General features: G+C 54.1%; 23 protein-coding genes. 7 read left to right on the top strand and 16 right to left on the bottom strand.

The annotated features are described in order from the left end of the window. Window positions 1-56 precede the first annotated feature (56 nt). Window positions 57-1,418, bottom strand: coding sequence for an MFS transporter (locus HMPREF1141_RS13025; protein WP_009065138.1), 1,362 nt, complete (start codon window positions 1,416-1,418; stop codon window positions 57-59). 340 nt (window positions 1,419-1,758) lie between these two features. Here HMPREF1141_RS13025 and HMPREF1141_RS13020 point away from each other — a divergent pair, with 340 nt between their 5' ends. From HMPREF1141_RS13020 to HMPREF1141_RS13000, 5 genes are all read left to right on the top strand, one after another. Then, on the top strand, window positions 1,759-4,146 hold the full coding sequence (locus HMPREF1141_RS13020; protein WP_009065119.1) for a sulfite exporter TauE/SafE family protein: 2,388 nt from the start codon (window positions 1,759-1,761) through the stop codon (window positions 4,144-4,146). Window positions 4,147-4,320: 174 nt separating this feature from the next. Next, a complete protein-coding gene (locus HMPREF1141_RS13015; RefSeq protein ID WP_009065162.1) occupies window positions 4,321-4,878 on the top strand; it encodes a DUF2318 domain-containing protein in 558 nt (185 codons plus the stop codon). A 331-nt stretch (window positions 4,879-5,209) separates the two neighbouring features. Then, window positions 5,210-5,911 carry a response regulator transcription factor gene (locus tag HMPREF1141_RS13010; RefSeq protein ID WP_009065121.1) on the top strand — a complete coding sequence of 234 codons (702 nt, stop codon included), beginning with the start codon at window positions 5,210-5,212 and terminating at the stop codon, window positions 5,909-5,911. Window positions 5,912-5,913: 2 nt separating this feature from the next. Continuing rightward, the gene (locus tag HMPREF1141_RS13005) at window positions 5,914-7,302 is read left to right on the top strand and encodes a HAMP domain-containing sensor histidine kinase (RefSeq protein WP_009065196.1); all 1,389 of its coding nucleotides are present in this window, start codon (window positions 5,914-5,916) and stop codon (window positions 7,300-7,302) included. Between the two features lie 55 nt (window positions 7,303-7,357). Further along, window positions 7,358-7,576 carry a helix-turn-helix transcriptional regulator gene (locus HMPREF1141_RS13000; protein WP_009065192.1) on the top strand — a complete coding sequence of 73 codons (219 nt, stop codon included), beginning with the start codon at window positions 7,358-7,360 and terminating at the stop codon, window positions 7,574-7,576. A 114-nt stretch (window positions 7,577-7,690) separates the two neighbouring features. Here the strand turns inward: HMPREF1141_RS13000 and HMPREF1141_RS12995 are convergent, their stop codons facing one another. Then, complete coding sequence (locus tag HMPREF1141_RS12995) at window positions 7,691-8,713, bottom strand: DMT family transporter (protein WP_009065117.1); 1,023 nt, start codon at window positions 8,711-8,713, stop codon at window positions 7,691-7,693. A gap of 199 nt (window positions 8,714-8,912) precedes the next feature. On the opposite strand from HMPREF1141_RS12995, the gene HMPREF1141_RS12990 reads away from it, so the two are divergent. Then, complete coding sequence (locus HMPREF1141_RS12990) at window positions 8,913-9,833, top strand: LysR family transcriptional regulator (RefSeq protein WP_009065142.1); 921 nt, start codon at window positions 8,913-8,915, stop codon at window positions 9,831-9,833. A 109-nt stretch (window positions 9,834-9,942) separates the two neighbouring features. On the opposite strand, the gene nifH is transcribed toward HMPREF1141_RS12990, so the two are convergent. From nifH to HMPREF1141_RS12920, 14 genes are all read right to left on the bottom strand, one after another. After that, the gene (nifH, locus tag HMPREF1141_RS12985; RefSeq protein ID WP_009065146.1) at window positions 9,943-10,800 is read right to left on the bottom strand and encodes a nitrogenase iron protein; all 858 of its coding nucleotides are present in this window, start codon (window positions 10,798-10,800) and stop codon (window positions 9,943-9,945) included. Between the two features lie 12 nt (window positions 10,801-10,812). After that, entirely contained in the window at window positions 10,813-11,598 is a 786-nt protein-coding gene (locus HMPREF1141_RS12980; protein WP_009065144.1) for an ABC transporter ATP-binding protein, read from the bottom strand. Further along, complete coding sequence (locus tag HMPREF1141_RS12975) at window positions 11,595-12,656, bottom strand: ABC transporter permease (protein ID WP_009065136.1); 1,062 nt, start codon at window positions 12,654-12,656, stop codon at window positions 11,595-11,597. Before HMPREF1141_RS12975 ends, HMPREF1141_RS12980 begins: the two co-directional genes overlap by 4 nt. A 26-nt stretch (window positions 12,657-12,682) precedes the next feature. Further along, the gene (locus tag HMPREF1141_RS12970; RefSeq protein ID WP_035317129.1) at window positions 12,683-13,747 is read right to left on the bottom strand and encodes an ABC transporter substrate-binding protein; all 1,065 of its coding nucleotides are present in this window, start codon (window positions 13,745-13,747) and stop codon (window positions 12,683-12,685) included. 40 nt (window positions 13,748-13,787) lie between these two features. Beyond that, the gene (locus HMPREF1141_RS12965) at window positions 13,788-15,107 is read right to left on the bottom strand and encodes an aminotransferase class V-fold PLP-dependent enzyme (RefSeq protein WP_009065130.1); all 1,320 of its coding nucleotides are present in this window, start codon (window positions 15,105-15,107) and stop codon (window positions 13,788-13,790) included. Window positions 15,108-15,220: 113 nt separating this feature from the next. After that, window positions 15,221-16,096 carry a radical SAM protein gene (locus tag HMPREF1141_RS12960; RefSeq protein WP_009065186.1) on the bottom strand — a complete coding sequence of 292 codons (876 nt, stop codon included), beginning with the start codon at window positions 16,094-16,096 and terminating at the stop codon, window positions 15,221-15,223. A 6-nt stretch (window positions 16,097-16,102) separates the two neighbouring features. Then, window positions 16,103-16,438: a NifB/NifX family molybdenum-iron cluster-binding protein gene (locus HMPREF1141_RS12955; protein WP_009065167.1), complete on the bottom strand. Its 336-nt coding sequence runs from the start codon at window positions 16,436-16,438 to the stop codon at window positions 16,103-16,105. A gap of 11 nt (window positions 16,439-16,449) precedes the next feature. After that, on the bottom strand, window positions 16,450-17,787 hold the full coding sequence (locus tag HMPREF1141_RS12950; protein WP_009065170.1) for a nitrogenase component 1: 1,338 nt from the start codon (window positions 17,785-17,787) through the stop codon (window positions 16,450-16,452). Next, window positions 17,784-19,259, bottom strand: coding sequence for a nitrogenase component 1 (locus HMPREF1141_RS12945; RefSeq protein ID WP_009065181.1), 1,476 nt, complete (start codon window positions 19,257-19,259; stop codon window positions 17,784-17,786). The genes HMPREF1141_RS12950 and HMPREF1141_RS12945 overlap by 4 nt, the downstream gene beginning before the upstream one ends. A 26-nt stretch (window positions 19,260-19,285) precedes the next feature. Next, on the bottom strand, window positions 19,286-19,780 hold the full coding sequence (locus HMPREF1141_RS12940; RefSeq protein WP_009065154.1) for a GNAT family N-acetyltransferase: 495 nt from the start codon (window positions 19,778-19,780) through the stop codon (window positions 19,286-19,288). Window positions 19,781-19,784: 4 nt separating this feature from the next. Continuing rightward, window positions 19,785-21,083 (bottom strand): aminotransferase class V-fold PLP-dependent enzyme, encoded by a 1,299-nt coding sequence (locus HMPREF1141_RS12935; protein ID WP_009065159.1) that lies wholly within the window; start codon window positions 21,081-21,083, stop codon window positions 19,785-19,787. Between the two features lie 129 nt (window positions 21,084-21,212). Next, window positions 21,213-22,127, bottom strand: a complete 915-nt coding sequence (locus HMPREF1141_RS12930; protein ID WP_009065132.1) for a cysteine synthase family protein — start codon at window positions 22,125-22,127, stop codon at window positions 21,213-21,215. Next, window positions 22,124-23,281, bottom strand: a complete 1,158-nt coding sequence (locus HMPREF1141_RS12925) for a PLP-dependent aspartate aminotransferase family protein (RefSeq protein WP_009065125.1) — start codon at window positions 23,279-23,281, stop codon at window positions 22,124-22,126. The genes HMPREF1141_RS12930 and HMPREF1141_RS12925 overlap by 4 nt, the downstream gene beginning before the upstream one ends. A gap of 95 nt (window positions 23,282-23,376) precedes the next feature. After that, window positions 23,377-24,246, bottom strand: coding sequence for a MetQ/NlpA family ABC transporter substrate-binding protein (locus HMPREF1141_RS12920; protein WP_009065152.1), 870 nt, complete (start codon window positions 24,244-24,246; stop codon window positions 23,377-23,379). Between the two features lie 158 nt (window positions 24,247-24,404). On the opposite strand from HMPREF1141_RS12920, the gene HMPREF1141_RS12915 reads away from it, so the two are divergent. Further along, window positions 24,405-24,605 (top strand): transposase (locus HMPREF1141_RS12915; RefSeq protein WP_035317125.1); only part of this gene is annotated, 201 nt, incomplete at its 3' end.

The following is a 24,605-nucleotide window of genomic DNA, read 5'->3' as shown; positions in this document are numbered from 1 at the left end:
TTGAAGAATCCCTAAAATGAGCAAACTGCTCTCGGGATAAAAGAGGAAGAAAGCGATCAATTGCTTTTTTTCTCTTTGAAAGCTGTAACAGAGACGATTGTGCTTGTGATCAGCAGCAAAAGGAAAAGAAGAAGCACGACCCATGCTCCGGAAGCAGTACCGGAAGTAAAACCATATCTTTTCTGGGAAAAAGAAAAAATAGCCGCAACGGCCGCTGTGGCAACGGCGCCTATAAATTGCTGAAGAGTATTGACAAAGGCGTTTCCGTCTGAAATCTGGCTGGATGACAATGCGTTTAAGCTGCAGGTTGTCAGGTTGCTGTAAGAAAGACCAACCCCTGTCATCAAAATCAGATGAGAGCCGATCAGGAGCACCAGTGAATTGGTATGCAATAGCGTGCCAAGCAGAATGATTCCGACGACGGCTGTGGAAAGACCGATTAAAACAGGCTTTTTTGCTCCAATTTTATCTAACAGCCTCCCCGAAAGGGGGGCCAGAAAAGCGCCCATCAAAGCACCCGGAAACATAAAGAGTCCTGCTGCAGACGAAGGAAAGCCGGCAGAAATTTGCAGATAGTTTGTCAAAAGGAAAGACAATCCCAACAGCAATGCCTGGTAAATCAGAAGGCTGAATAAGAATGAGGAAAATCTGCGGTTTCTTAACATAGATAACTGCAGTAAGGGCGTTTTGCGGTTCGACAGTACAAACAGGACAGAGCTCGTAAGGCCAATTACCAGGAACAGTATGAAAAGTATCTTTGATGCGGCGCTAAGGGCCAAAATAAAGGAAGTAAAGGCAATGGCCAAAAAGAAGACGCAGCGAAAAGGCAGATATTGTTTTTCTCTGGAAGACTCATCTGGAATAGAGCGCAGGCCAACAGTGAGAGAAATCAGGATAAGCGGGATCAGAAAAATATAAATGTAGCGCCAGTCCAATGAATTGGAAATCAATCCGCCATAAGTAGGGCCAATGGCGGGGGCGATAGAGGTGGTCAGCGTTCCAATGCCCATCATCATTCCCCGCTTTTCAACAGAAGCTTTTGTGAGAATCATGTGGAACATGAGGGGAAGACCGATCCCTGTTCCCACCCCTTGCAGCAAGCGGCCCAGCAAAAGCAGGAAGAATGTAGAAGAAAAGCAGTTGATCAAAACTCCTGCCATAAAGAACAGGTTTGCAGTGATAAATAAATTTCGTGCTGAAAAGTTCTGATTCAAATAAGAAGAAATCGGAACAATGACGGAAATCATCAGCAAATAAATGGTTGTTACCCATTGAACCCCCGATGTAGTCACATGAAACTCTTGTATCAGAAGCGGAAACGTTACATTCATTGCCGTTTCAATTAACACCCCGGAAAAAGCCAGGATACCCGCGGCTGCGATTGCCCCAGACAAATGGAAGGTTTTGTTTTTACTCATGCGGAAATTTGCCTCCTTAAATAACAATAGAGGCGAAATTATTATTAAAAAATAATAATTTCGCCTCTATATCAACACAATATCGTGTTCTCTGTACGAAAGTAACTGTTAAATTGTAGCCGTTACATCGCAAAAAGTCAAGGGCCAAATTCCATTGAACAAGGTTTGAAGAAAGATGCCGCATTCCTATCGTTTCGGCAAACGGCAAACAGCGGCGCGCCGTTTTTTAAAAAGGTTTCTCAAAGCCTGCCGTCCCTGCCGTTGGGCTTTGATTCTCCATAACTTCTTCAAATTTGCACGGTATACTTTCTTTCAGAATCACTCGGGAGGAGGCTTCCCAATGGAATCCGCTGTGAAAAGCAAACGGCTGCACATTGGCGGTATGACCTGCATCAACTGTCAAAACAAAATTGAAACAAAGCTGCGCAATACCGCCGGCGTAAAAAGCGCAAAGGTAAGCTACAACGACGGAACCGCCGAGATCACCTACGATACGGATATTATTTCCCTGCGCGATATTTGCGCGGTGATCGAAAAGCTGGATTATCAGGTGCTTACCGAACGCAAAAGCTCCACGCCGGGGGTCAGCCGCATCATTGGGATGCTGGTCATCATTGTTTCGCTGTATGTGCTTTTGCAGCAGTTTGGAATTTTAAATCTGCTCGTACCAAGTCAGCTGGCAGATGCCCGGATGGGATACGGAATGCTGTTTGTGGTCGGCCTGATTACATCGCTTCACTGCGTTGCGATGTGCGGCGGCATCAATCTTTCCCAATGCATTCCGCGTGGGGAAACTCAGGGTCCGGGAGGATCGGAAGGCGAGAAGACCGGCCGGTTTTCCACCATCGCGCCGGCTGCTTTGTATAACCTGGGGCGGGTCATTTCGTACACCGTTATCGGTTTTATATTGGGGGCGGTCGGCCTGCTGTTTGGCGGCGGCTCCGGCGCGGGAGTACCGGTGCTGGCGCAGGGGATTTTAAAGCTGCTTGCGGGCGTGTTCATGGTGGTCATGGGCATTAATATGCTCGGCCTGTTTCCGTGGCTTCGCAGATTACAGCCAAGAGTTCCCAAATTCATTGCCCGTAAAGTGAATATGGAAAAGGCGAGAAACAAAAGCCCCCTGATCGTTGGGCTGCTCAATGGATTCATGCCGTGCGGCCCTCTGCAGTCCATGCAGATCGTAGCGCTGGCTTCCGGTAATCCGTTTGCGGGTGCCCTTTCCATGCTGCTGTTTAGCCTGGGTACCGTACCGCTGATGCTGGGGCTTGGCTCGCTGGTTTCGGCTTTGGGCAAGAAGTTTGCGAACAAGGTCATGCGGGTCGGCGCGGTACTGGTTGTCGTACTGGGGCTGGCAATGCTTTCTCAGGGTGGCAGCCTTTCCGGCTTTCTGCCGCCGGACCGTCTGCTCGCCGTTATTTTAGGGCTCTGCACAATCGGGGTCGTGGCCAGTATTCCTTTTCACAGGCCTGACCAAAAAACTGCTTCCACCATCATTGCATCCATTGCCGTGGTGATCGCCATAGCTACGTGGAACATGCAGAGCGCATCTGCTGCCGGCAGCGATACCAGCAGCGGAATTCAGATTGTCGACGGCAAGCAGGTCATCACCAGCACCCTTTCCTCAGGGCAATACCCCAATATCACCGTGCAGGCGGGAACGCCCGTCAAATGGGTGATCAACGCACCGCAGGGGAGCATCAACGGATGCAATTATCAAATCAACATTCCGGAATACGGAATTTCCAATTACTCCTTTCAAACAGGTGAGAACGTCATTGAATTCAATCCCACCACAACGGGCAAATTCCAGTACAGCTGCTGGATGGGGATGATACACGGCTCGATTACGGTAACGCAGGCGGGCGCTCCGGTAAGCGCTTCCTCGAGCTCGGACGGCAATAACGCGGTAGGGGCGGCTGAGGCGGTTCCTGCCGGGTATCAAATTCCAACCGACCAGCTGGCCATTGCAAAAGAAACGAAGTATGCGGGTACCTACCAGGTTCAGGAGGTTACCGTCAAGCTGACCAATCAGGGCTTCAGCCCCGCGGTTGTTGTGGTTCAGTCCGCGATGGATGTCAAGTGGAACATCGTAAACGCCGCTTCGGATCAACAGAGCACAACGCAGGTTTTGATTCCCGATTATGCCACGAAACTCATCGTGAACCAGGGGGAGAACCCGGTGTTCTTTTCTCCGGAAAAGAGCTTCGATTTTTCTACCGAAGACAACGCCTATTACGGGTATGTAAAAGTGGTAGACAGTCTGAAAAATGTGGATGCCGCCGCAATCAAAAAAGAGGTGGGAGCGTTCCAGACGATGATCTGGCCGCCGGAAACCTTTGAGGTTGGCGCAGGGGAAGCAGACACGGCACAGGCGGCTGAGTCCACCGTAAAGGACGGCGTGCAGTACGTCACGTCCACGGTGAGCAGCGGTGGGTACGGGGCGATTCGGGTTCAGCAGGGGGTTCCTGTCAAATGGACGCTGAAAGCACCGGAGGGTTCCCTGAACGGCTGCAACCAATCCATTGTGATACCGGAATACGACCTGAAGATCGACCTGAAAACCGGGGAAAATCTGATTGCATTTACGCCTGACCGGTCGGGAACCTTTGTGTTCAGCTGCTGGATGGGTATGGTGCGCTCCAGCATTACGGTAGTGGGCAAAGACGGTACGGTAGTCGCCACACAGGACGACGGTTCGGATGAACTGCCCGCCGGCTGCTGCGGATAACGAGAAAGGTAGGAACAGCATGCAGTTTTTATTGCTTCATTGGCATTGCATATTACCGGCCGCGGCCATTCTGATCAGTATGGTTTTGATGGGCAGAGACAAAAAGACACAGGGCAAGGGCTCTGCGGATGAAATAAAAACCCAGGATTCCCTGGAAGATAAGGAGTTACGGAGATGACGAAACAAAATACAGTCAATCAGAAACCGGCGCGCAAAGCGGTATCGGCCATCCTTTTCACATTCGCGATGGTATTCGCGCTGACCGCCTGTTCCGCAGGCAGCGGAGCACCTTCCGAAAATCCGGCCGGTGCGGCCGGGCAGCAAAGCACGCAGCAGGCTTCCGATCAGGCGTCCGTGCAGGACAGCGATCTGGTAATCCCCACCTCGGATGTAACGGAACAAGCAACCTTTTACCCGGTGGAGGTCGACGGTACCAAAATGGAAGTCATCGCCGTCAAGGCCCCGGATGGGACAATCCGCACGGCGTTTAATACCTGTCAGGTCTGCTACGATTCTGGCCGGGGGTATTACCAGCAGTCCGGCGACCTGCTCATCTGCCAAAACTGCGGGAACAAATTCTCTATGGATCGTGTTGAGGTAGAAGCGGGCGGCTGTAATCCGTGGCCGATTTTTGCAGAGGATAAGACGGTAACAGATGAATCGATCACCGTTTCGTATGATTTCCTGCAAAAATCAAAGGATATCTTTGCAAACTGGAAGCGGACGTATTAAAGAAGAGGGACGCTGAAAATCCGGCGCCGGTTATATCGGAAATTCCCTTAAAAAGTAAATAGACAGGATAACAGCGATTCCCTTCTCCGTTTCGGCGGGGAAAGGAATCGGAGCTTTTTAAAAATGGGCATTACTATGGAAAGAAACAGGAAGACGACAGGCGAGAAGAAGCGGAAGTGTTTTTTGGGGGTCTTGCCGCTTCCTGAAAATAAAAGTTGCCGAATCGCGCCTGATCCGGTAAACTGAAGGTAACGCATCGCCGCATCAGAGCACGGGAACCACGCGATCGTGGTTCCCGTTTGGCGCATCCTTTACGGTTGGGGGAAGAGAAATGTCACCGAAAAACAGGAATATCCTACTGGTAGATGACGAACCCAAAATTCTGGAAGTCCTGAAAGCCCTTTTTGAAAACAAGGGCTTTCAGGTCTTTTCTGCGGAAAGCGGCTCCGAAGCGCTGAAAATCTTTCATTCGCAGAATATTGCGCTCGTGATTCTCGATCTGATGCTGCCGGATATTTCAGGCGAAGAGGTCTGCAAAGCGATCCGCAGGATTTCGCGCGTGCCGATTTTAATGCTCACGGCAAAGTCGGAAGAAGACGATCTGGTCGCCGGCCTCGGGATCGGCGCGGATGATTACATCACGAAGCCGTTCAGCCTGAAAGAGCTTTCCGCGCGGGCAGAAGCGGTGCTTCGCAGAGCGCAGGATGATCTGGTTCCGCTTATGGCCCGCAATTCGTTTTGCGGGGGCGATCTGGTTGTCGACTTTGATAAAAATATCTTTCTGAAAGCGGGCCAGCCGGTGAACCTGACGCCGATTGAAACCCGGATGCTGGCCGCCATGATGAAATACCCGGGCAAGGTGTTTACCCGCGATGATCTGATCGCCGTGGCTCTGGACAGCGCATTTGACGGCTATGACCGCACAGTGGACAGCCATATCAAGAATTTGCGGCAGAAAATAGAGGATAACCCCAAAGACCCCGTGTACATTCTCACGGTTCACCGCCTGGGGTATAAGTTTGGGGGGGAATAAGCATGCTGCGCAGTCTTCGGGCACAGCTGTCGCTGTCCATTTTACTGATTTTGCTGGTGATGGTCACGCTGATCAGCGCCGCCTCCAACTGGTTCATCAACCGCGAGTTCGAAGAATACATGATACGGCAGGAGAACGAGCGAAGCGTGAGCATTGTCAATGATCTCGGCAATCAATATAATGATCTCACAGGTGGCTGGAATCAGGATTTTCTGCATACCATCGGCATGTATTCTCTGTACGACGGCTATCTCCTGAAAATCTACGGCGCGCGCGGAACGCTTTTGTGGGATGCCGAAAATCACGATATGTCCCTGTGCGGACAGATCATGGGCGAAATTTCAGACCGGATGAAGGACGCGAAAAAATCCGGGGCTTTCGTCACCCGCACCTATCCGATCAGCCGCAATGGGAAACAGGCCGGTTCGGTTTCCATCACCTATTACGGGCCTTACTTTTTTACGGAGAATGATTACCGGTTCATCAAAACCCTGAATGGCATTCTGCTGGTGGTCGGGCTTCTGTCCGCCGCGTTTGCCGTTGTTGCGGGAACCCTGCTGGCGCGCCGCATCGCGCGGCCCATCTCTAAAACGGCCTATATTGCCACGCAGATTTCAGAGGGGAATTACGGGATTCGATTCGAAAGCACGCCCAATACCCGCGAGCTGGAGGAAATGGTAACCGCCATTAACCATCTGGCCCAGGCGCTGTCTGAGCAGGAAAGCCTTCGAAAACGCCTGACCTCCGATGTTGCGCATGAGCTGCGTACGCCGTTGTCGGCGGTCAGCTCTCATTTGGAGGCGATGATCGAAGGAATTTGGGAGGCGACCCCGGAAAGGCTGCAAAGCTGCCAGGAAGAAATCAAGCGGCTGGGGAGCCTGGTAGCCGATTTGCAGCGGCTGGCCAATATTGAGGACGGCAATTTAAAGCTCAGCAAGACCCGGGTAGATTTGCATGAGATCGCGCAGACAGCGGTCCGAAATCTGGAATCCGAAGGCATGAAAAAGCAAATATCCCTTTCTGTCAGCGGCAGCCCGGCTTATGCGGATGCAGACCGGGAGAGGATCATTCAGGTTGCGATGAATCTTCTGTCGAATGCGCTTCGTTACACTCCCCAGAACGGGCAGATTGAAGTGGAGACACTCGAAACAGAGGCGGAAAGTATTCTTCGGGTAAAGGACAACGGAATCGGTATTCCGGAACAGGAGCTGCCGTACATTTTTGAACGCTTTTATCGGACGGATAAATCCCGGAATCGGAAAACCGGGGGAACGGGAATCGGACTGACGATCGCCAAATCCATCGTCGAGTCGCACGGCGGGAAGATCACCGTAGAAAGCACCGTGGGTGAAGGCAGCAGCTTTACGGTTCTGCTGCCCAAAAGGACGTAAAGCTGGGTGGCCGCTGCTGGAACTTTTCAAATTTGATATTGAGCCGGTGATGTAGATGGAAAAATATGAGCGCATTCGTGAACTGCGGGAGGATTCAGACTTAACGCAGGAGAAAGTCGGCAGAGCAATCAATGTCCCTCAACGCAGCTACGCCTACTATGAAAGCGGACAGCGGATGGTTCCGCCGCACGTTTTGTGTGCCCTGGCGGATTTCTACGGTATCAGCGTGGATTACATCCTTGGGCGTACCAACCGGAAAGAAACAAACCGATAACTCAAAAAAACAGCGGTAAGGCAATTTATGCCTTACCGCTGTTTTTTAATACCGATCAGATGCGAACAGATGAAAAAAGCCTTTGTTCCGGCCTGATACAGGCGTATAATAAGATTACGGCTTGATCGAGGTTTCGTCGATCTCTGCCTGTGCTTCGCTGATGACTTCCTCCACGTCCTCTTTCAAATCCTCAGAAAGCCCCTTGTTGTGCTGGAGCCGGATTCCGGGGACAAATGCGACGACGGAGCCTGTTAAAATAAAGAGGATGCCGACCACCATGGGGAACGTGATCGCTTCTTTCAAAATGAGAAAGGCGAAAAGCGGCGCAAGGATCGGCTTGATGTAAAATACAAGCGCGGCTGTCGCGGCCGATGTTTGTTCCATCGCCAAAAAGTAAAAGGTGTACCCAAGCCCGGTAACGAAAATACCGGCGTACAAAAGGCCGGGCAACGTGCCAAGGCCGATTCCGCTGACCAGCGGAACACGGGCAAACAGGCTGAGGCCGGCGGCGTTCAGTCCGTCCGCAACCGGGCCGATGTGCCCGATCCCAATGAGAAGGAGCATTTCGGCGCATCCGAACAAAAAGCTCAGGCAGGTCAGCGTGATTCCTCCGTACCGCCCGCTGCGCGTGCGGCCAATCACATTGTACAGCGCAAAGGTCAGGGCTGCGCCGATGGTGAATAGAATGCCGATAAAATTGGAAGGCGCCAGATGCAGCGGGTCAATAATGACGATCATTCCGATCACGCTGAGAAGGATCGAAATGATGGTGTGTTTATATACCTTTTCCGCCAGCATCAGATAAGCGAACAGAACGGTAAAGACAGAATTGCAGCTGAACAGAACCGCTACCACAGAAGCCTTCGAGTACAAAATACCAAGCTGGAACAGAATCATGCTGACAACGACGCAGATAAACCCGGTAAAAGCGAAGAAGGCAAAATCCGACCGTTGCAGCTTCAGTTTTTTCTCTTTTTTCTCCTTTGCGGCCAGCGGCAGCAGAATCAGCCCGCCGATGAGAAAACGAAGAAAGGTCAGCTGAATCGCGTTCAGCGAAGCGGCGGTCAGCTTCAGTGCAATTTCCATGGAGCTGAACAGAATCGTTGCCAAAAGAATGTAAAGATACCCCTTTTTCAAGCAGAAAAACCTCGAATCTAACTTTGTTCTTTTTGGATCGTCAATACCCCCGCCTGCCCGGGATGGACAATCATGATTTTCATTTCGGCAGGAGGATTAGCCATAGAAAGTAATTTCAGTATAGCATGCTGCAAAAGCAGAGTAAAATATCGATTTCGTATGAATTGATATGTATTTCGTTTCAAAGGGGAGGATATGGATGGATATCCGTCAAATGGAATATTTCCTCACGGTGTGTGAGGAGGGGCAGATCACAAAGGCGGCCCGCCGCCTGAATATGGCGCAGCCGCCGCTGAGCCAGCAGATTCAAAAGCTGGAGGAAGAGGCCGGTACCGCTCTGCTCGAGAGAAACGGCCACCGGATCTTCCCAACGGAGGCGGGGGCGCTTCTGTATGAGCGGGCAAAGCAGGTGCTGGCCCTGGTGCGCACCACGGAAAAGGACCTTTATAACATGGGGGAGGGGCGTCAGGGCACCCTGCGCCTCGGCATGGTGATGTCCTCTTCCGCGTTTGTCCTGCAAAGCTGCCTGCCGGTGTTCCACAGCCGCTATCCGCAGGCCCGGCTGCAATTATGGGAGGGCGATACAAACCGGGTCGCTGGTTTGGTGGATCAGGGCATTGCGGAGATCGGGATCATCCGCACTCCTTTCTCCTTTGAAAATTACAGCTATGCGGATGATGGTTCCGGGAACCGCAGCCCAATGCTGGCCGTTTTTCAGCCGCAATGGATTCCAGATTTGGGGGCTGGGGATCTGCCGCTCAATCTGCTGAAGGGCAAGCCGCTGATTATTCATCGCCGGCACGAACAGAATGTGATAGAGGCGTGTACGGCGCATGGATTTGTGCCGGACCTGTTCTGCCGGTGCGACGATGTGCGCTCTATGCTGACCCTGGCCGCAACCGGTATGGGAGTGTGCCTCATCCCGCAGCCGCGTTTTCATTGGAAGCCGGAAAGCGGGGTGCGCACGGTGCGGGTAGAGGAGCCGCTTTTGATGACGGGCACGGCGGTTATCTGGAGAAAGGATGTTTCTCTTTCGCCGGTCGCAGAGAACTTTATCCGCATTTTCTGCGGCCCTGATGTAGACAAAGGAGAGCCTCCGGAAAATCAACCGGGTGAATAAAAAGAAAGAATAGAAGTCCACCGGCTATTCCGGTGGACTTCTATTGATTTAGGCCCAATTTAAAGATTGGCCCTTCTAAAACCGGACAGGAGGCTCCAGTTTAGTTGTATTATATTGCGTAATCCTCTACCGAATCCATCAGCCCGTGCTCCAGAAGGATTTCTTCCAGCCGGGCCTGTGTCATGGGCTTCGGAATCGTAAACATCGTATTTGCGTCAATTGCCTTGGCAAGGTTGCGATATTCCTGCGCCTGCCGGGATTCCGAGTTGAATTCGATCACGGTTTTGCGGCGGATTTCCGCCCGCTGCACCACGTTGTCGCGGGGAACAAAGTAGATCAGCTGTGTGCCAAGCTCTGCGGCAAAGGCCCGGAGCAAATCCAGCTCGCGATCCACGTTCCGGCTGTTGCAGATGATTCCCCCAAGCCGCACGCCGCCTGTTCTGGCATACCGTGCGATTCCCTTGGAAATATTGTTTGCGGCATACAGCGCCATCATTTCGCCGCTGGCGACGATATAGATTTCCTTTGCCTTTCCTTCCCGGATCGGCATGGCAAACCCGCCGCACACCACATCGCCCAGCACGTCGTAAAAAACGTAGTCAAGCTCTTCCGTATATGCTCCGAGCCGTTCCAGAAGATTGATCGAGGTGATGATTCCGCGTCCGGCACAGCCCACGCCGGGCTCCGGGCCCCCGGATTCCACACACTTGATTCCAAGGTAACCCTCGCGCAGGATATTGGGAAGCTCTATGGAATCCCCTGTTTCGCGCAGGGTATCGAGCACGGTCCTCTGGGCCAGTCCGCCCAAAAGCAGTCTGGTGGAATCGGCCTTGGGGTCGCAGCCTACGACCATCACCTTTTTGCCGCTTTCCGCCAGTCCCGCTGTTAAATTCTGTGTTGTAGTGGATTTGCCGATTCCGCCTTTGCCGTAAATGGCGATCTGTCTGAGTGGCTTTTTGTCTGACATGCTATAATCTCCTTAAATGGTATATTCCGGCTGCGGGGCAGCGCTGGCCAGGTGCAGTTTTTCCAGGATGCTGCCGCGCATTGCCGCAAAATCATGGCTGTTTCTCGGCCTTGGTCTGGGCAGGGGGACTTCCAGTATCTCACTGATTTTTCCGGGCCGGGGTGTCATGATGACAATCCGGTCGCTTAAATAGAGCGCTTCATCTACGTCGTGGGTCACCAGTATTATCGTTGTTTCGTTGTTTTTCCAGAGCTCAAGCAGCTTATCCTGTAAATCCGCTCTTGTAAAAGCGTCCAGCGCGCCCATGGGTTCATCCAGCAGTAAAACAGTCGGGTGATTGATGAGAGCCCGGGCAATAGCCACCCGCTGAGCCATCCCGCCGGAAATCTGATGGGGATACGCCTTTTCAAAGCCGTTTAGCCCGATCAGTTCAATAAACTGCGGTACTTCTTCTTTGCAGGCCTGATATGTGTTTCGGGCCTTTAATCCCGATGCGATGTTTTGTGTTATGGTCAGCCAGGGGAACAGACTCCCCTGCTGAAACACATATCCCCGGTCGGGGCTGGGGCCTGTTATGGGTTCCCCTTTCAATGTGATTTCCCCGGATTCCGGGAAGTCCAGACCGGCAATCAGCCGCAGCAGCGTCGTTTTGCCGCAGCCGGAGGGCCCGATGATGGAAATGAATTCCCCGTGTCGGACCGAAAGATGGATATCCCGAAGGGCTTCCACCGAATTTTCGTCGGTATCCAGGTAAGTCCGGTTGACGGATTCGATCTTAAGCAAAATTTCGCCGCTCATCTCACCACTCCTTTCTGCCACCGCAGAGCACGGCCCTGAATTGCGCCAATCACCTTCATGATCGCCGAAAACAGGATCGCCATCACCAGAATGGCCGCAAAAACCTTATAGTAAGCGGACCATACCTTAGAGGCATTGATGTAATACCCAAGTCCGCCGGGCTGGCCCATCATTTCCGACATGACCAGCGTGGTAAAGGCAAACCCGTTGGCGGTAGAGATGCCGGTGAAAATCTGCGGCATAGCGTGGGGAATCGCCACGTGAAAGACCAGATAGGGCGTTTTTGCGCCCAGAGTACGCGCAACCTCAAAGAGGGTTCTGGGTGTGCTGGCAATTCCCTGTGCCGTTAAAAAGGCCACGGGGAACCACGCGCAGATGACGATCAGAAAAGCGGCCGCTGAAAACGGGGTGGGGAAGAGCGTCAGAGCGAAGGGCATCCAGGCCACAGCCGGAATGACTCCCGTGATTTTCAGGACCGGGAACACCCAGTAATAGACCTTCGGGAACCAGCCGATCAGAATCCCCGTGCCGACCCCAAACGCAACGCCCGATGCGAAGCCTACGGTGAAAAGGCGCAGCGAATACAGCGTGTTCTGAAAAATGAATCCGCCTTCCAATAAGAACGCTTCTATGATCCTGGAGGGCCCGGGGAAAAAGGGCATCGGCAGCCATTGCAGCTTTGTGCCGAGAATATCCCACAGGGCCAGCGCCAATCCACTGGCAAAGCGGAAAGCGACACGGCTTAAAAATTTTTCTTTTCGAGCCGGGTCAAAGAAAGAAAAGACGGAAAGCCCGGCATATAGCAGCACAATCCCTGAAAGTACAATGCGGTAGGCCAGATTGGCCGTCAGTTCCAGGCCGCCGATCCGGTAAATCTTTGTTTCGATTTCGGCAACCTGAGGGAAGAGGACGTTGACCAGTATGGCGGCGACAAATCCGGTAACGGATACTGCGGATTCGAGCAGATATCTGGAATTGGATACAAAAAGGCTGGGGGACTGCCCCGGCTTTGGCCGGGGCAGCGCCGTACCCTTTGAGATCAAAGAAAGGATGCTCACAGAATAACCTCCCAACAGAAGTCCTTTTATGTCCCTGAGGTGACGTCTACCTCTTCAAAAATCTGGTTGGCGAAGGCATCCGGATCGTTTGTTTTCAGGTAGCCGATGTTTTTCAGCTGCTGCACAAAATACAGTACATTTTCTTTTACGCGTTCCGGGTTGGCCTTGCGATTTTCAGTGGACGGATACTCATAGCTGGTGATCAGCTTTTCCGCCAGTTCCTTATCCTCAATAGCAGAATATTTCTTGTCGGAAATAATGTCGACCGCTTCTTTCGGGTTTTTGGAAATCCAGTCCTGCGCCTTTCGAATTGCACGAAGCAGAGCGGATACCTTTTCCGGATCCTCTTTCAGGACTTTGGAAGAGGCGTACAGGAAGCAGCAGTATTTCCCGGCGAAGGTGGGGTCTTTGGACAAATCAAAAATCACGCGGTAATCGCCGCTTTCCTCCGCGATAGAACCCAGCGGATCCCACAGCGCGGCCACATCGACGTCACCCTTCTTTACGGCCTCCAGCTCCAGGTTTCCGTCCGTATACGGGACGAAGGTGACCTCGCCGTCCTCCTGTTTGGCGGAAATCCCCGCCTTTTCCAGCCATACGCTCGCTACCTGATGAGGCGTACCGCCGATTTCGTCAACGGCGATCTTTTTGCCCTTCAGGTCGTTGACGCCGGTGATTTTGGAATCCTTGGGGACGACGAACTTGATGCACCCATTATGCAGGCCGTCTACCACTTTGACCTGAACGCCTTCTTCAATGGAAGGGAAGAACTGGAAATCACCGTTGACCAGCGGGATGGTTCCGTTGTTCAGGCCGATCTTGCGGGTTTCGGTATCTGCGGAAATCAGGGTCACGTCAAAGCCTTCTTCCGCGAAAAAGCCCTTGTCGTATGCAATGTAGATCGGGGCTCCGCAAAGCGCGCCGTCTTTGCCGAGAAGGTCGATTTTCCCGTATTTGTATTCGGTTTTTGCGGCAGGCGTGCCAGAGGCGGCCTGTGACCCCACGGTACTGGTGTTCGGCGAGCACGCCGACGAACTTACGGCGATGGCAAGCGCCAGCGCGGCTGCAGTCAGTCTGGTTTTGTTTTTCATCATTTCTCTTCCTTTCGTTCAATCAAATAGATGGCTAAAGCTAGATGGCTAAAGCTCTTTGAAATGCCTGTTCCAGGTCCGCAATCAGGTCGGCAGGGTCCTCAAGCCCGGCAGAAATCCGGATCAGATTTTCCGGAACATCGGCCGGCAATTTTTCGTGCGGTTCCAGTTCCCCATGCGTTGTCTGGGGGGAGTTCACGATCAGGGACCGTGCGTCCCCGATATTGACATGGTAGTTGAACAGCTTGACAGCGTCGAGAAACGCTTCGCGCTGCGCCTGCGTTCCCTTGAACCCAAAAGCCAGGATTCCGCCGGCGCCCCTGCCAAAATCGCGTTCATACAGCGCGTGATAAGGGCTGGATTTCAATGCGGGATACCGTACCCACTCCACGGCCTCGTGCGATGACAGGTATTCGGCCAGCGTGTGCGCCGTATGAGATTGCTTCCCCAGCCGCTCCGACAGAGTTTCCAGCCCAATGATGGCCAGATAAGCGTCGAAGGGGGAGAGCGCAGCGCCAAAATAGTTGAGGTAATTCAGGCGGATGCGCGATGTAAAGGGAGAGGCCGGGAACACATCCAGATAGCTGCGCGGGGTACCGCTTTGATCGCGCAGGGTATAGTATTTTTCTGAAAACTGAGGGAATTTTTCCGATGAAAAATCAAAATGACCGCTTTCCAAAACCAGTCCGGCGATCAGGTTGCCGTGGCCGCTCAGACCTTTGGTGGCGGAGTAAATCACAATGTCCGCGCCGTGGGCAATGGGATTGTAAAGATAAGGCGTCGCCACCGTGTTGTCGACGACCAGCGGAATGCCGTGCTCGTGCGCAACCTTCGCGATTGCGTCCACATCCAGCAGCACCGCACTGGGGTTGCTGATGCTTTCAATGTAGATGGCTTTGGTATCGGGCGTGATTTCCTCTGCCAGCCGTTCGGGCTGCTCAATATTTTTGGCTTGGTCGAAATAAATCGCCAGTTTGGGATAAATCTTTTTAAAGCTGTCGGCGCTTCCGCCATATAAGAAAGGGGAGGTCAAAATCCTTCCGCCGCCCTCCGCCAGATTCAGCAGAGTATAGCTGATGGCTGCCATTCCCGAACCAACGCCTATGGCCGCGGCGGCCCCGTCAAGAATCCGCACCCGCTCTTCCAGAACCGTTACGGTCGGGTTGCCGATGCGGGTATACAGGTAACCCGCATCCTGAAAGCTGAACAGGCCTTTGGCGTTCTCCACATCCCGAAATTCATAGGCTGTGGTTTGGTAAATCGGGGGTGAAACGGCGTAATGATGCTCCTTGGGATCATACCCCGCCCGAACTTTCAGGGTATCGAATAAGTGCGTTTTGGGCACTGTGTCATTTGACATGTCAAGTCTCCTTTCGGTTTTAAAAAACGGCTACAATCCGGAAGCTCACAGTCACACATCATATAACACCACCCCCTTATGATTCGAATTTCGCCCGGTTTCCCGCAAGGGCCTTACCCGTGAGAAAAAGTGTTTTGCTGTACCACCGGACGAGTGTAGATTTGCCGGGCAAAATCCTCTCCTCCGGGGATTCCGACCGCGTCGGCCCGGCAGCGCTGGCAGTGCCGGAACACATCGATATATGCTTCCGCCTCGCAGCGCGCCTGGTTCAGCACGGCGCACCCCGGAACCGAACACCACGAAAGCTCGTGCTGCGGGATCAGCGGAATGATGTTGTAAATCCTCGCGCCCGCTTCGGCGACCGTTTGGGCAACGGCTTCGATGTGATCGGCGTTGATCTCCGGGATCAGCACCGTGTTGACCTTTACGGTAATGCCGGCCTCCGAAACGATTTCGATCCCTTTGAGCTGATTTTCGATCAGGATTTCCGCTGCCTCAACCCCCTCGTAGCGCTTGCCGTGGTAAACGATCCCGCTGCAGATCTGCGCCTGTATTTCCGGATCCAGCGCGTTGACGGTGACGGTGAGGGTGTCGATCCCCACGTCGATGATCTCCTGCGCGTACTCCGGCAGAAGCAGGCCGTTCGTACTCATACATTTGATGATATCGGGGAATTCCTGCTTGATGAGCCGGAAGGTTTCCAGCGCGTACGGCGTCGCCAGCGTATCGCCCGGCCCCGCGATCCCGGCCACTGTAATGTCCGGGCAAAGCTCCACGGCCCGGCGGACCACCTCCACCGCTTCCTGCGGTGTGATGATCATCGACGCCACTCCCGGCCGGATATCCACGTCGTTGATTTTCCGGTCGCAGAAGCGGCAGCAGATATTGCACCCGGGCGATACGGGCAGATGAACGCGGCCTTTATTGACCTTATCGCCAACGGAAAAGCAGGGATGCGTCAGCGTCAGCTCCCGAAATGTTTTTGCCAAAATGTTTCACCCTTTCTGAAACAGGTTTTCTTCGATCACCTTTTCCATAATCGCATCCACAGAGCCGTAGGCTTCAAATACCCGCTTCCCGTGGCTGATCATATACGCGCTGGCCCCCTGGCCGATTTTCAGCACAAAGACCGCGTCACAGTCCGAAAGCGCTTGAAACAGGTGATCAAAGCCGCCTTCGCAGCTTCCCTGGCACAGAGCGTCCGTTTTTCGGGTTTCCACCCGCTGATAATCCGAACCGTCCGTTTCGTAAATCTGGAAGATGCGCGCGCTGCCGAAATGCTGGTCGACCTCAAAGCCGTCGGTGCTTGCAAAGGCAATTCGTGTATTCATTCGCGTTCTCCTTACCGATAGGTCGCAAGAACCGTGCCGTAAATGTCTTCAATTACCCGCAGCCCGCCGGAAAAACCGACATAATTGGTCGTCATCACCAGCCGGTACGGGGTGGGAACAGAGGCCGAGAGAAAATCGTAATCCTTTTCCCGTGCCAGCTCCTTATCCCAGCCGCTGCCGATGATCAGGCCCCGGCCGCCGTGATGGAGCGAACGGATAGTATCCTGAACCTTGCCGGCATCCGGCTCGAAGGTAAGCGGAATCACCTTTTTGTCGGAGGTGCTCTGCAGCTCCGCCGCAATCTGTTCCTGAAATCTCTTCGGGGTATTGTCTACCGCAAACTGTTCCTTGGGAACGATGCCGACCTCGTGCAGCAGGAATTTGGAAAGCCCCAGAACATAACCGGCGTCGTGCACGATATGCACATGGTTGGGCAGGCCGTAGCGGAATTCCAGCAGGAAGGTCGCCAGATTATCGATTTCCTCGTAGTAGGCTTCGCGTTCCTGCCGGATGAACTTTTCCGCGGCGTCTAAATCCAGCTCCGCGCCCTGTTCGTTCGCAAAGGCCAGCACCTGGCGCAGAAAGCGCTCCGTTTCATTGGCCCCGATGGGGATGTTGGGGTATTGGGTGAACGGCTGGCCGTACACTTCTTCCAGATGCTCTGCGATCGGCAGGCCGTACCAGGGGGATACCAGAATGTTGAAGTTCGCTTTCGGAATCTGCTGCCATTCGCGAACGCCCCCGGATTCCGGGCCGAACAGCACATGAACCGAAAGGCCGATTCCCTCCAGCAGGCGCTTGTATTCCCGCAGGTTCCCTTTCCAGAACGGGTCCTGATAGGGGAGGGAGGCGAACAGGTTCACGGTGTTCTTTTCGCTGCGGAATGGATTTTCCTCTTCAAAGCGGCTGACATATTGGTCGATGACCGCGTTGACCACCAGACTGTGGGCTTCAAAATTGCTGCACTTGAACCCGGCTGTTTCCACAGAGACGATCGGCTTTCCGTCCTCGCGGAATTCCTCTACCACAGGCTCTATATCGTCGCCCACGATTCCGGCGGTGCAGCCGGTCAGGACGACCTGAAGATCGGTGTCCAGAATCTTGTAGGTGTTGGCGATGTTTTCGCGCAGGCGGTCGGTTCCGCCGAACACCACTTCCTTTTCCGTGAAATTGGTGCAGGGGGAGGTGCTGCCCCCGGCGTACCCGGTAGAGCGTTCGAAGAAGCCCTGGATCATGTTGCCGCAGCCGGGGCCGGAATGCAGGATCGGCACGGCCCGGGGAATCGCGACCACGCTCTGCAGCGCGCCGATGGCGCAGGTGTAGCGCTCCTGTTCGATGATGCCGCTCATTTCGCCGCACCCCCTTTCAAAAAGGTATAGGGCTCCTGATCCAGCCACCATTTGGTGTAGGGATTGATCGCGTGCTGCTTCAGATTTTTCACGAACTCATCATTTTCGATCGTTTCGAGAATCCGTTCGCCATAGCGTACGATTCCCTCGTAGCCCATGCTGAAATGCTCGTCGCCGATCAAAAGGGAGGGGATGCCGAGCTTCGCGCCCCACAGGGTCATGCCGCCGTGGCGGGCGAGAAGAACATCCGGCTGAAGGCGGTTGAGCATATTCACCAGCTCGAATTCCTGCTTGTTGCAGATATTGAAGTTCGGGACGTCCCCGTATTCCTTCACACGGTTTACCAGCAGATCGCTTTCTTCGTTCTCGTTGTCGTAGATCGGGTCATGGTGGAAGATGGCCGCGCCCTTTGCTTTCATTCCAAGCTCGCCGAGAAGGTTGAGCAGCGCGTGGCCGTGGGCCGCACCGGCCGTGACATAAGCGGTTTTTCCGCGCAGCTTTTCCCGCAGCGCTTCGATTTTCGGCAGGTATTCCGCCCGTTTTGCCGCGATCAGGCGTTCGGCCTCATCCTCTTTGTGCAGCAGCTTCCCCAGCGCGCGGAACCAGCGGTCTGTCTGCGCGATGCCGTAGGGCGGCGCGGCATTGATTTCGGGAACGCCGAATTCCTGCTCGAGGGCGGCGCCGAGGTAAGAGCCGAGGGTGGGGCAGATCTGAACGCTGGCGGCGGCCTCCGAAGAGCGGCGCAGATTTTCAATGGTGGAGTAGGGGGTAATGTAATTGGGCTTTGCCCCGAATGCCTCGAACCAGTCGCCGAACACATCCGAGCCCCAGAAGTTGATCACGTTGATCATATCGCTCCGGCGCTCGCGGGCTGGCTGAATCAGCTTTCTCGCGATGGCATGGTAGCTGGCGTCAAAGCCCGTCGTCCAGACCTTGGAGCGAAAGCCCTCGCAGAAAATGGCAATGACGGGAACGCCCAGCTCCTCTTCTGCTTCGCCGCACACGCTTTCCACATCGTCGCCGATGATCCCGGCCGCGCAGGTGGTCAGCACGAATACGGCGTTCGGGTGCGTGCGTTCATACACCTCGTGGATTCCCTTCGTGAGCTTCTGTGCGCCGCCGTATACGGTGTCGGTCTCCTGTAAATTGGTGGAGAATATCTTTCGCTGTGTCGGATGCTCCACCCCCCGCAGGGGGGAGTTGACCCGGTAGGTAAACGCGAATTCATGGAAGCAGGAGGAGCAGCCGACCGGCCCGTGGCTGATCACGGCGGCGTCCTGCACCAAAATTACCATACACGCTGCCTGTGAGGTAGAGCAGCCAAGGCACTGGGAGAAGGAACGGCTTTTGTCCTTTAGTCCGCAGCGCGAACAGTTTACCAGTTCTTCTGCGCCGCCCTGAAAGCCCGTGATGGAGCCAAGGCGTATTTCCCGGATGGAAACCTCCGGTATTTGCAAATTAATTTTACTCATGGTATTCCTCCTGATGAAGTGGTGGGTCATTCCGATGCGGCAAAGGCGGCCAGCCGCTCGCCGCTGAGCCGGAATACCCGGCGGTCATCCAGTACCTGTGCGCCGAGCCCTTTGTAAAAGCCCGCCGCCGCAAGATTCCAGTCCAGGCACAGCCAGTCGAGACGCTCGCAGCTATTTTTGACCGCGATTTGAGACAGGTATTGAAGCATGGCCCTGCCGATGCCCTGCCCGCGAAATTCTTCTTTGACATATAGATCATCCAAAAACAGATTTGCTTTCCCAAGAAAGGTGGAATAGTTGTAGAAATACAGCGCGAATGCGGCGGGCTGATGATCGATCCACCCGATGATGACCTCTGCCTGCTGCCTCTCAAAGATGGAATGGCGAAGATCCTCTGCGGTCGCTGTGATCTGGTCCTCCATATTTTCATAAACGGCCAGCTCCCGGATGAACGAGAGAATGAGCTCCGCATCTTTTTCCTGTGCGGGCCGGATCGAAAGTCGATTTGTGCTGCTGTCCATGGAATCAGTCCTGAAAGACGCTGTCGAACGCCTGCTGCAGGTCTTCGATCAAATCCTTCGGGCTTTCCAGCCCAAGGGACAGGCGGATGGTGGAAACCTCAAGCCCGACGAGTAACCGTTGTTCCTCGGTCAGCTCTACGTGGGTGGTCTGCGCGGGATTGATGATCAGCGAGCGGGCGTCACCGATATTGGCCTGGTAGCCGAACACCTTCACAGAGGCCAGAAAGGCTCTTTTCTGTTCTTCCGTGCCGCGAAAACCGAAGGATAAAATAGAACCCGCCCCCTTTGGGAAATAACGGTCGGCCAAAGCGCGGTATTTGCTGCCCTGGGCGTACGGGTAGCGCACCCACAGGACATGCTCGTTCTGTTCCAGATATTCCAGAACCGCAAGCGTGTTTGAAACCTGCTTTGCCACCCGTTCCGAGAGGGTCTCCAGACCGATCAGCACCAGATACGCGTCAAAGGGGCTCAAGGCCGCGCCGAGATAATTCAGGTGGATTGCCCGAAGCCTGCCGGTAAAGGGATTTTGCGGGAAAACCTGCAGAATGCTGCGCGGCTCGTCGTGCTCATCGCGTAAAAACCACAGCGGCTTTTCAAAGTGAGGGTAATTTCCGTTGCCGTAATCGAATGTTCCGCTTTCCAGCACCAGGCCGGCAATGACATTCCCGTGGCCGGAGAGCGCCTTGGTGGCCGAGTAAACCACAATATCCGCGCCGTGTTCAAACGGGTTAAAAAGGTACGGAGTCGCCACGGTGTTGTCAACGATCAGCAGAATTCCGTAGGCATGGGCGATGCGGGCAATCGCCTCAAAATCCGGGATGGTCGCGAAGGGATTCGTCAGGCTCTCAATCAAAATCGCCTTGGTGTCGGGGGCCAGCTTTTCCTCAAATTCCTCTATGCGGTCGGGATTTTCCACAAAATCGATCTTGACGCCGAGTTCTGGGAACAAGTGCCCCAAACTGTCCACAGTTCCCCCGTACAGGCGGGCGGTGGTCAGAATCCTTCCGCCCTTCCCGGCGGCACTGAGCAGTGCATAGGAAACTGCGGCCATACCTGATGCAAGCGCGATCGCGTCCGATACGCCGTGCAGCGCGGCGGCGCGCTTTTCCAGAACGTCGACAGTCGGATTGGAAAGCCTTGTGTAAATGGGGTCGCTTTCCGAAAAAGAAAACAGACGATCGGCGCGGTAGCTGTCCCCCAGCGCAAACGCCGTGGTCTGGTAGATCGGTACGGATACGGCATAGTTGTGTTCGGACGCACGGTACCCCGCCTGCACTTTCAAAGTATCGAAATCATAGCTCATTTTTGCTCCCCCTTCTTCGGGTGTTCAGTTCATTTCCTGTTTATTCAGACAATTCCCCGGGGCTCATGACGAGTATCCGGTGATGTATCGTTAGCGGTGAATGGCGGATGCTGAAACGGAAAGGAGCGTCTATTCGCCGAAAATGTGCTTGCTGAAATATCGTTCGCCCCTGTCGGGGAGGATGACGACGACCGTTCCGGAAGAAACGGTTTTTGTCAGCTTGTTCACAGCGGCCAGCGCGGCCCCGGACGATGAGCCTGCAAAGATGCCTTCTTTCTTCGCGGCGATTCTCACCTGTTCAAAGGCTTCCGCATCGCTGACCTTGATGACCTGATCAACAAGACTCATATCCATTGTGTCGGCGATAAAGTCGTTCCCAATGCCCTCAATTTCATAGCTGGAGTGCTCCCCGCCCCCGATGGTGGAGCCGATCGGGTCGGCCAGAACGCCCTTGATCGCCGGATTTTGCTCTTTTAAATACCGCAGAACACCGGTGTAGGTGCCGCCGCTTCCGGCGCCGGCCACCACATAATCGATTTTGCCGTCAAGGTCGCGGTAAATCTCCGGCCCGGTCGTTTCGTAGTGGGCCTGCGGGTTGCTTTGGTTCTTGAACTGCTCCAGAGAGACGGAGTTGGCGATCTCTGTGCGCAGCTCCTCTGCTTTTCTGGCTGCGCCCAGCATTCCTTCCTCCGTTGAGGTGTGAATGATTTCGGCGCCCAGCGCTTTCATCAGCGTCTGTTTTTCCTGAGAGAATTTCTGCGGCACCACAAAGATCAGCCGGTAGCCGCGGTTTAAGGCTGCAAAGGCAATTCCAAGCCCGGTGTTGCCTGCGGTGGCTTCAATAATGGTGCTGCCGGGCTTTAAAATGCCGCGGCTTTCGGCGTCCGCAATCATCGATCTGCCGATTCGGTCTTTGACGCTGCCCGCCGGGTTATACAGCTCCAGCTTGGCATAGACGTTCAGCTGCTCCGGGAACCCAAGCTGCGAAAGCCGTACGAGCGGCGTGTTCCCGATCAGCTCCTGCATGGAGGGGTACAAACTCATACTTTTGCCCCCTCCATCGACATTCGCAGGTCTTGTATCAAATCGCGCAGATTCTCAATGCCCACCGAAAGGCGGATCAGCCCGTCGGTGATCCCGACCTTCTGGCGAATCTCTCTGGGGATGGAGGCGTGGGTCATGCTGGCTGGGTGGCACACCAGCGATTCTACTCCGCCAAGGCTTTCCGCCAGGGCGATCAGGCGCAGATTTTGAAAAAACCTGCGGATATCATAGCCCTCGTTCAGCTCAAAAGAGATCATGGCGCCGCCGTTTTTGGCTTGCCGGCCATTGATTTCAAAACCCTGCGCGTCGGGCAGGCCGGGGTAGTACACGGTCTTTACCGCCTCGTGATCACGCAGCAGCCTGGCAAGCGCTTCGGCATTCTCCACGTGCCGGTCCATCCGCACACCGAGGGTCTTGATGCTGCGGATCAGCAGATAAGAATCAAACGGCTGTAAAATTCCGCCGGTGGCATTCTGAATAAAATGAAGCCGCTCGGCCAGCTCCTTTGTTTTTACGACCGCCAGCCCGGCGATCACATCGCTGTGGCCGCCCAGATATTTGGTGGCCGAGTGCAGAACAATGTCTGCACCCAGCTCCAGGGGCCGCTGAAGATAAGGGGTCATGAAGGTGTTATCCACAATCAGAAGAGCGTCGTGGCGGTGCGCGATCTCGGCGGCCGCCGCAAGGTCGGTCACCGTCAGCAGCGGGTTTGCCGGGCTTTCGACCAGCACAGCCTTTACATCCGGCGTGATGGCGGCTTCCAATGCCTTTAGATCGGTGGTGTCCGCGATGGTATATGCAAAACCGAAGTGCCGGAAGATCTGATCCAGAACACGGAAGGTTCCGCCGTATACGTTGCTGGAAATCACGATCCTGTCGCCGCTCTGGAACAGGCTGAGTGCGGCGGTGATCGCCGCCATGCCGGACGCAAAGGCAAAACCGGCTTCACCGCCCTCTAACTCGGCGATCAGCGCCTCCAGGGCCTCGCGGGTCGGGTTCCCGGTTCGGGAATACTCGTACCCGCGGTGCTTTCCCAGCTCATCCTGCATGAAGGTTGAGGTCTGGTAGATCGGCGTGCTGACCGCGCCGGTGCGTTCATCACCGTAAATGCCGCCATGAATCAGTGCGGACTCGATAAATTCATAATGTTTCAAGTGACAATCCCTCCCAGTGTGAAAATGGTTCGACGGTAAGCTTGCATAAAATGGCGGAACAGATTTTCTGTTTTGGACTGACCGGCAGCAGGGGATTAGGAACCCAGTTTGGCCGGAATGACAGCGCCCTTGTAGGTGTCCTCAATGAACTTTCTGGTATCCTCCGACTGCAGCTCTTTTACCAGAGCAGCAATCGCGGGATTGTCTTTATCCTCTTCCCGCACGGCAATGATGTTGGCGTAGGGGCTGTCTCCGCTTTCGCTGAACAGCTTGGTGGAGGTGATCTTCGCTTCCAGCGCCTTGTTGGTATTTGTAATGAAGAAATCGTAGTCGGCTTTGGTGGGGATGATCTGCGCCGAATCCAGCTCTACAATTTTGATCGGGCGCACATAGCTTTGAATGTCCGTTACCGATGCGCTCAGAGAGGTGGCGGTTTTTTCGTTCAGCTTGATAAAGCCGTTCTGCTCTAAAATGAGCAGGGCTCTGTATTCGTTGGTGCCGTCATTCGGGATGGCGACGGTCGCATTCTCCGGAATTTTATCCGTAGAGCTGTATTTGTCGGAATAAGCTGTAATGGGCTCCACGTGAATATCCCCGGCGTTGACCAGATTGAAGCCGTTCGTGTTGTTCCATTCCTCCAGGTACGGTTCATGCTGAAAGTAGTTAAAGTCGATTTCGCCCTTCGCAAGCTTTTCGTTTGTGGTGTTGTCGGCTGCCGTTGCCACCAGATCGATGATGATTCCTTGCTTTGCCAGCTTGGGGGTGACGTATTTGATGATTTCCGAGTGGGGGACAAGGTCGACAATTCCCTTGAGGGTAACGGTCTGCTGCGAGCTGTCGCCGGACGCGGCGGGCGTGGACTGCGCCTGAGAGGAAGAGCCGCCGGCGGTGCCGGCGCACCCGGCCAGCAGGCTGAGGGAGAGGGCCGCCGCGAAAAGGGCAGATGCTGCTTTGATCGATTTCATAATGAATGCTCCTTCTATGTTTTTTTACAGAGATTTCAATAAACGCAGATGAATTTTTTCATTTCTTTTCCCGCCGCAGGAGGGGAAAAGAAACCACATAATTAAGAGCCTATCCATAAATTAAAACAAGGTGTAAAATAGGGACTGGTGAGAGAAGAATGAAAGAGAAGAAATCTTATCAGTCATGGACAATATCGGATGAGTTTTGGGAAGAAATCAAGGATAAGATACCAGTAAAAAAGCGGGACCCGCAGAAAAAGTATAAACACGCACCCGGACAAGGCCGTCCTCCGATACCGCCAAGGAAAGTGCTGGAAGGGATTTTTTACGTATTACGCACAGGATGCCAGTGGAAGGCT

It is taken from the genome of Clostridium sp. MSTE9, assembly GCF_000277625.1.
GTDB lineage: Bacteria > Bacillota > Clostridia > Oscillospirales > Acutalibacteraceae > Faecalispora > Faecalispora jeddahensis.
Note: the sequence above shows the minus strand (reverse complement) of the source record. Positions and strands in the feature narration are given on the sequence as shown.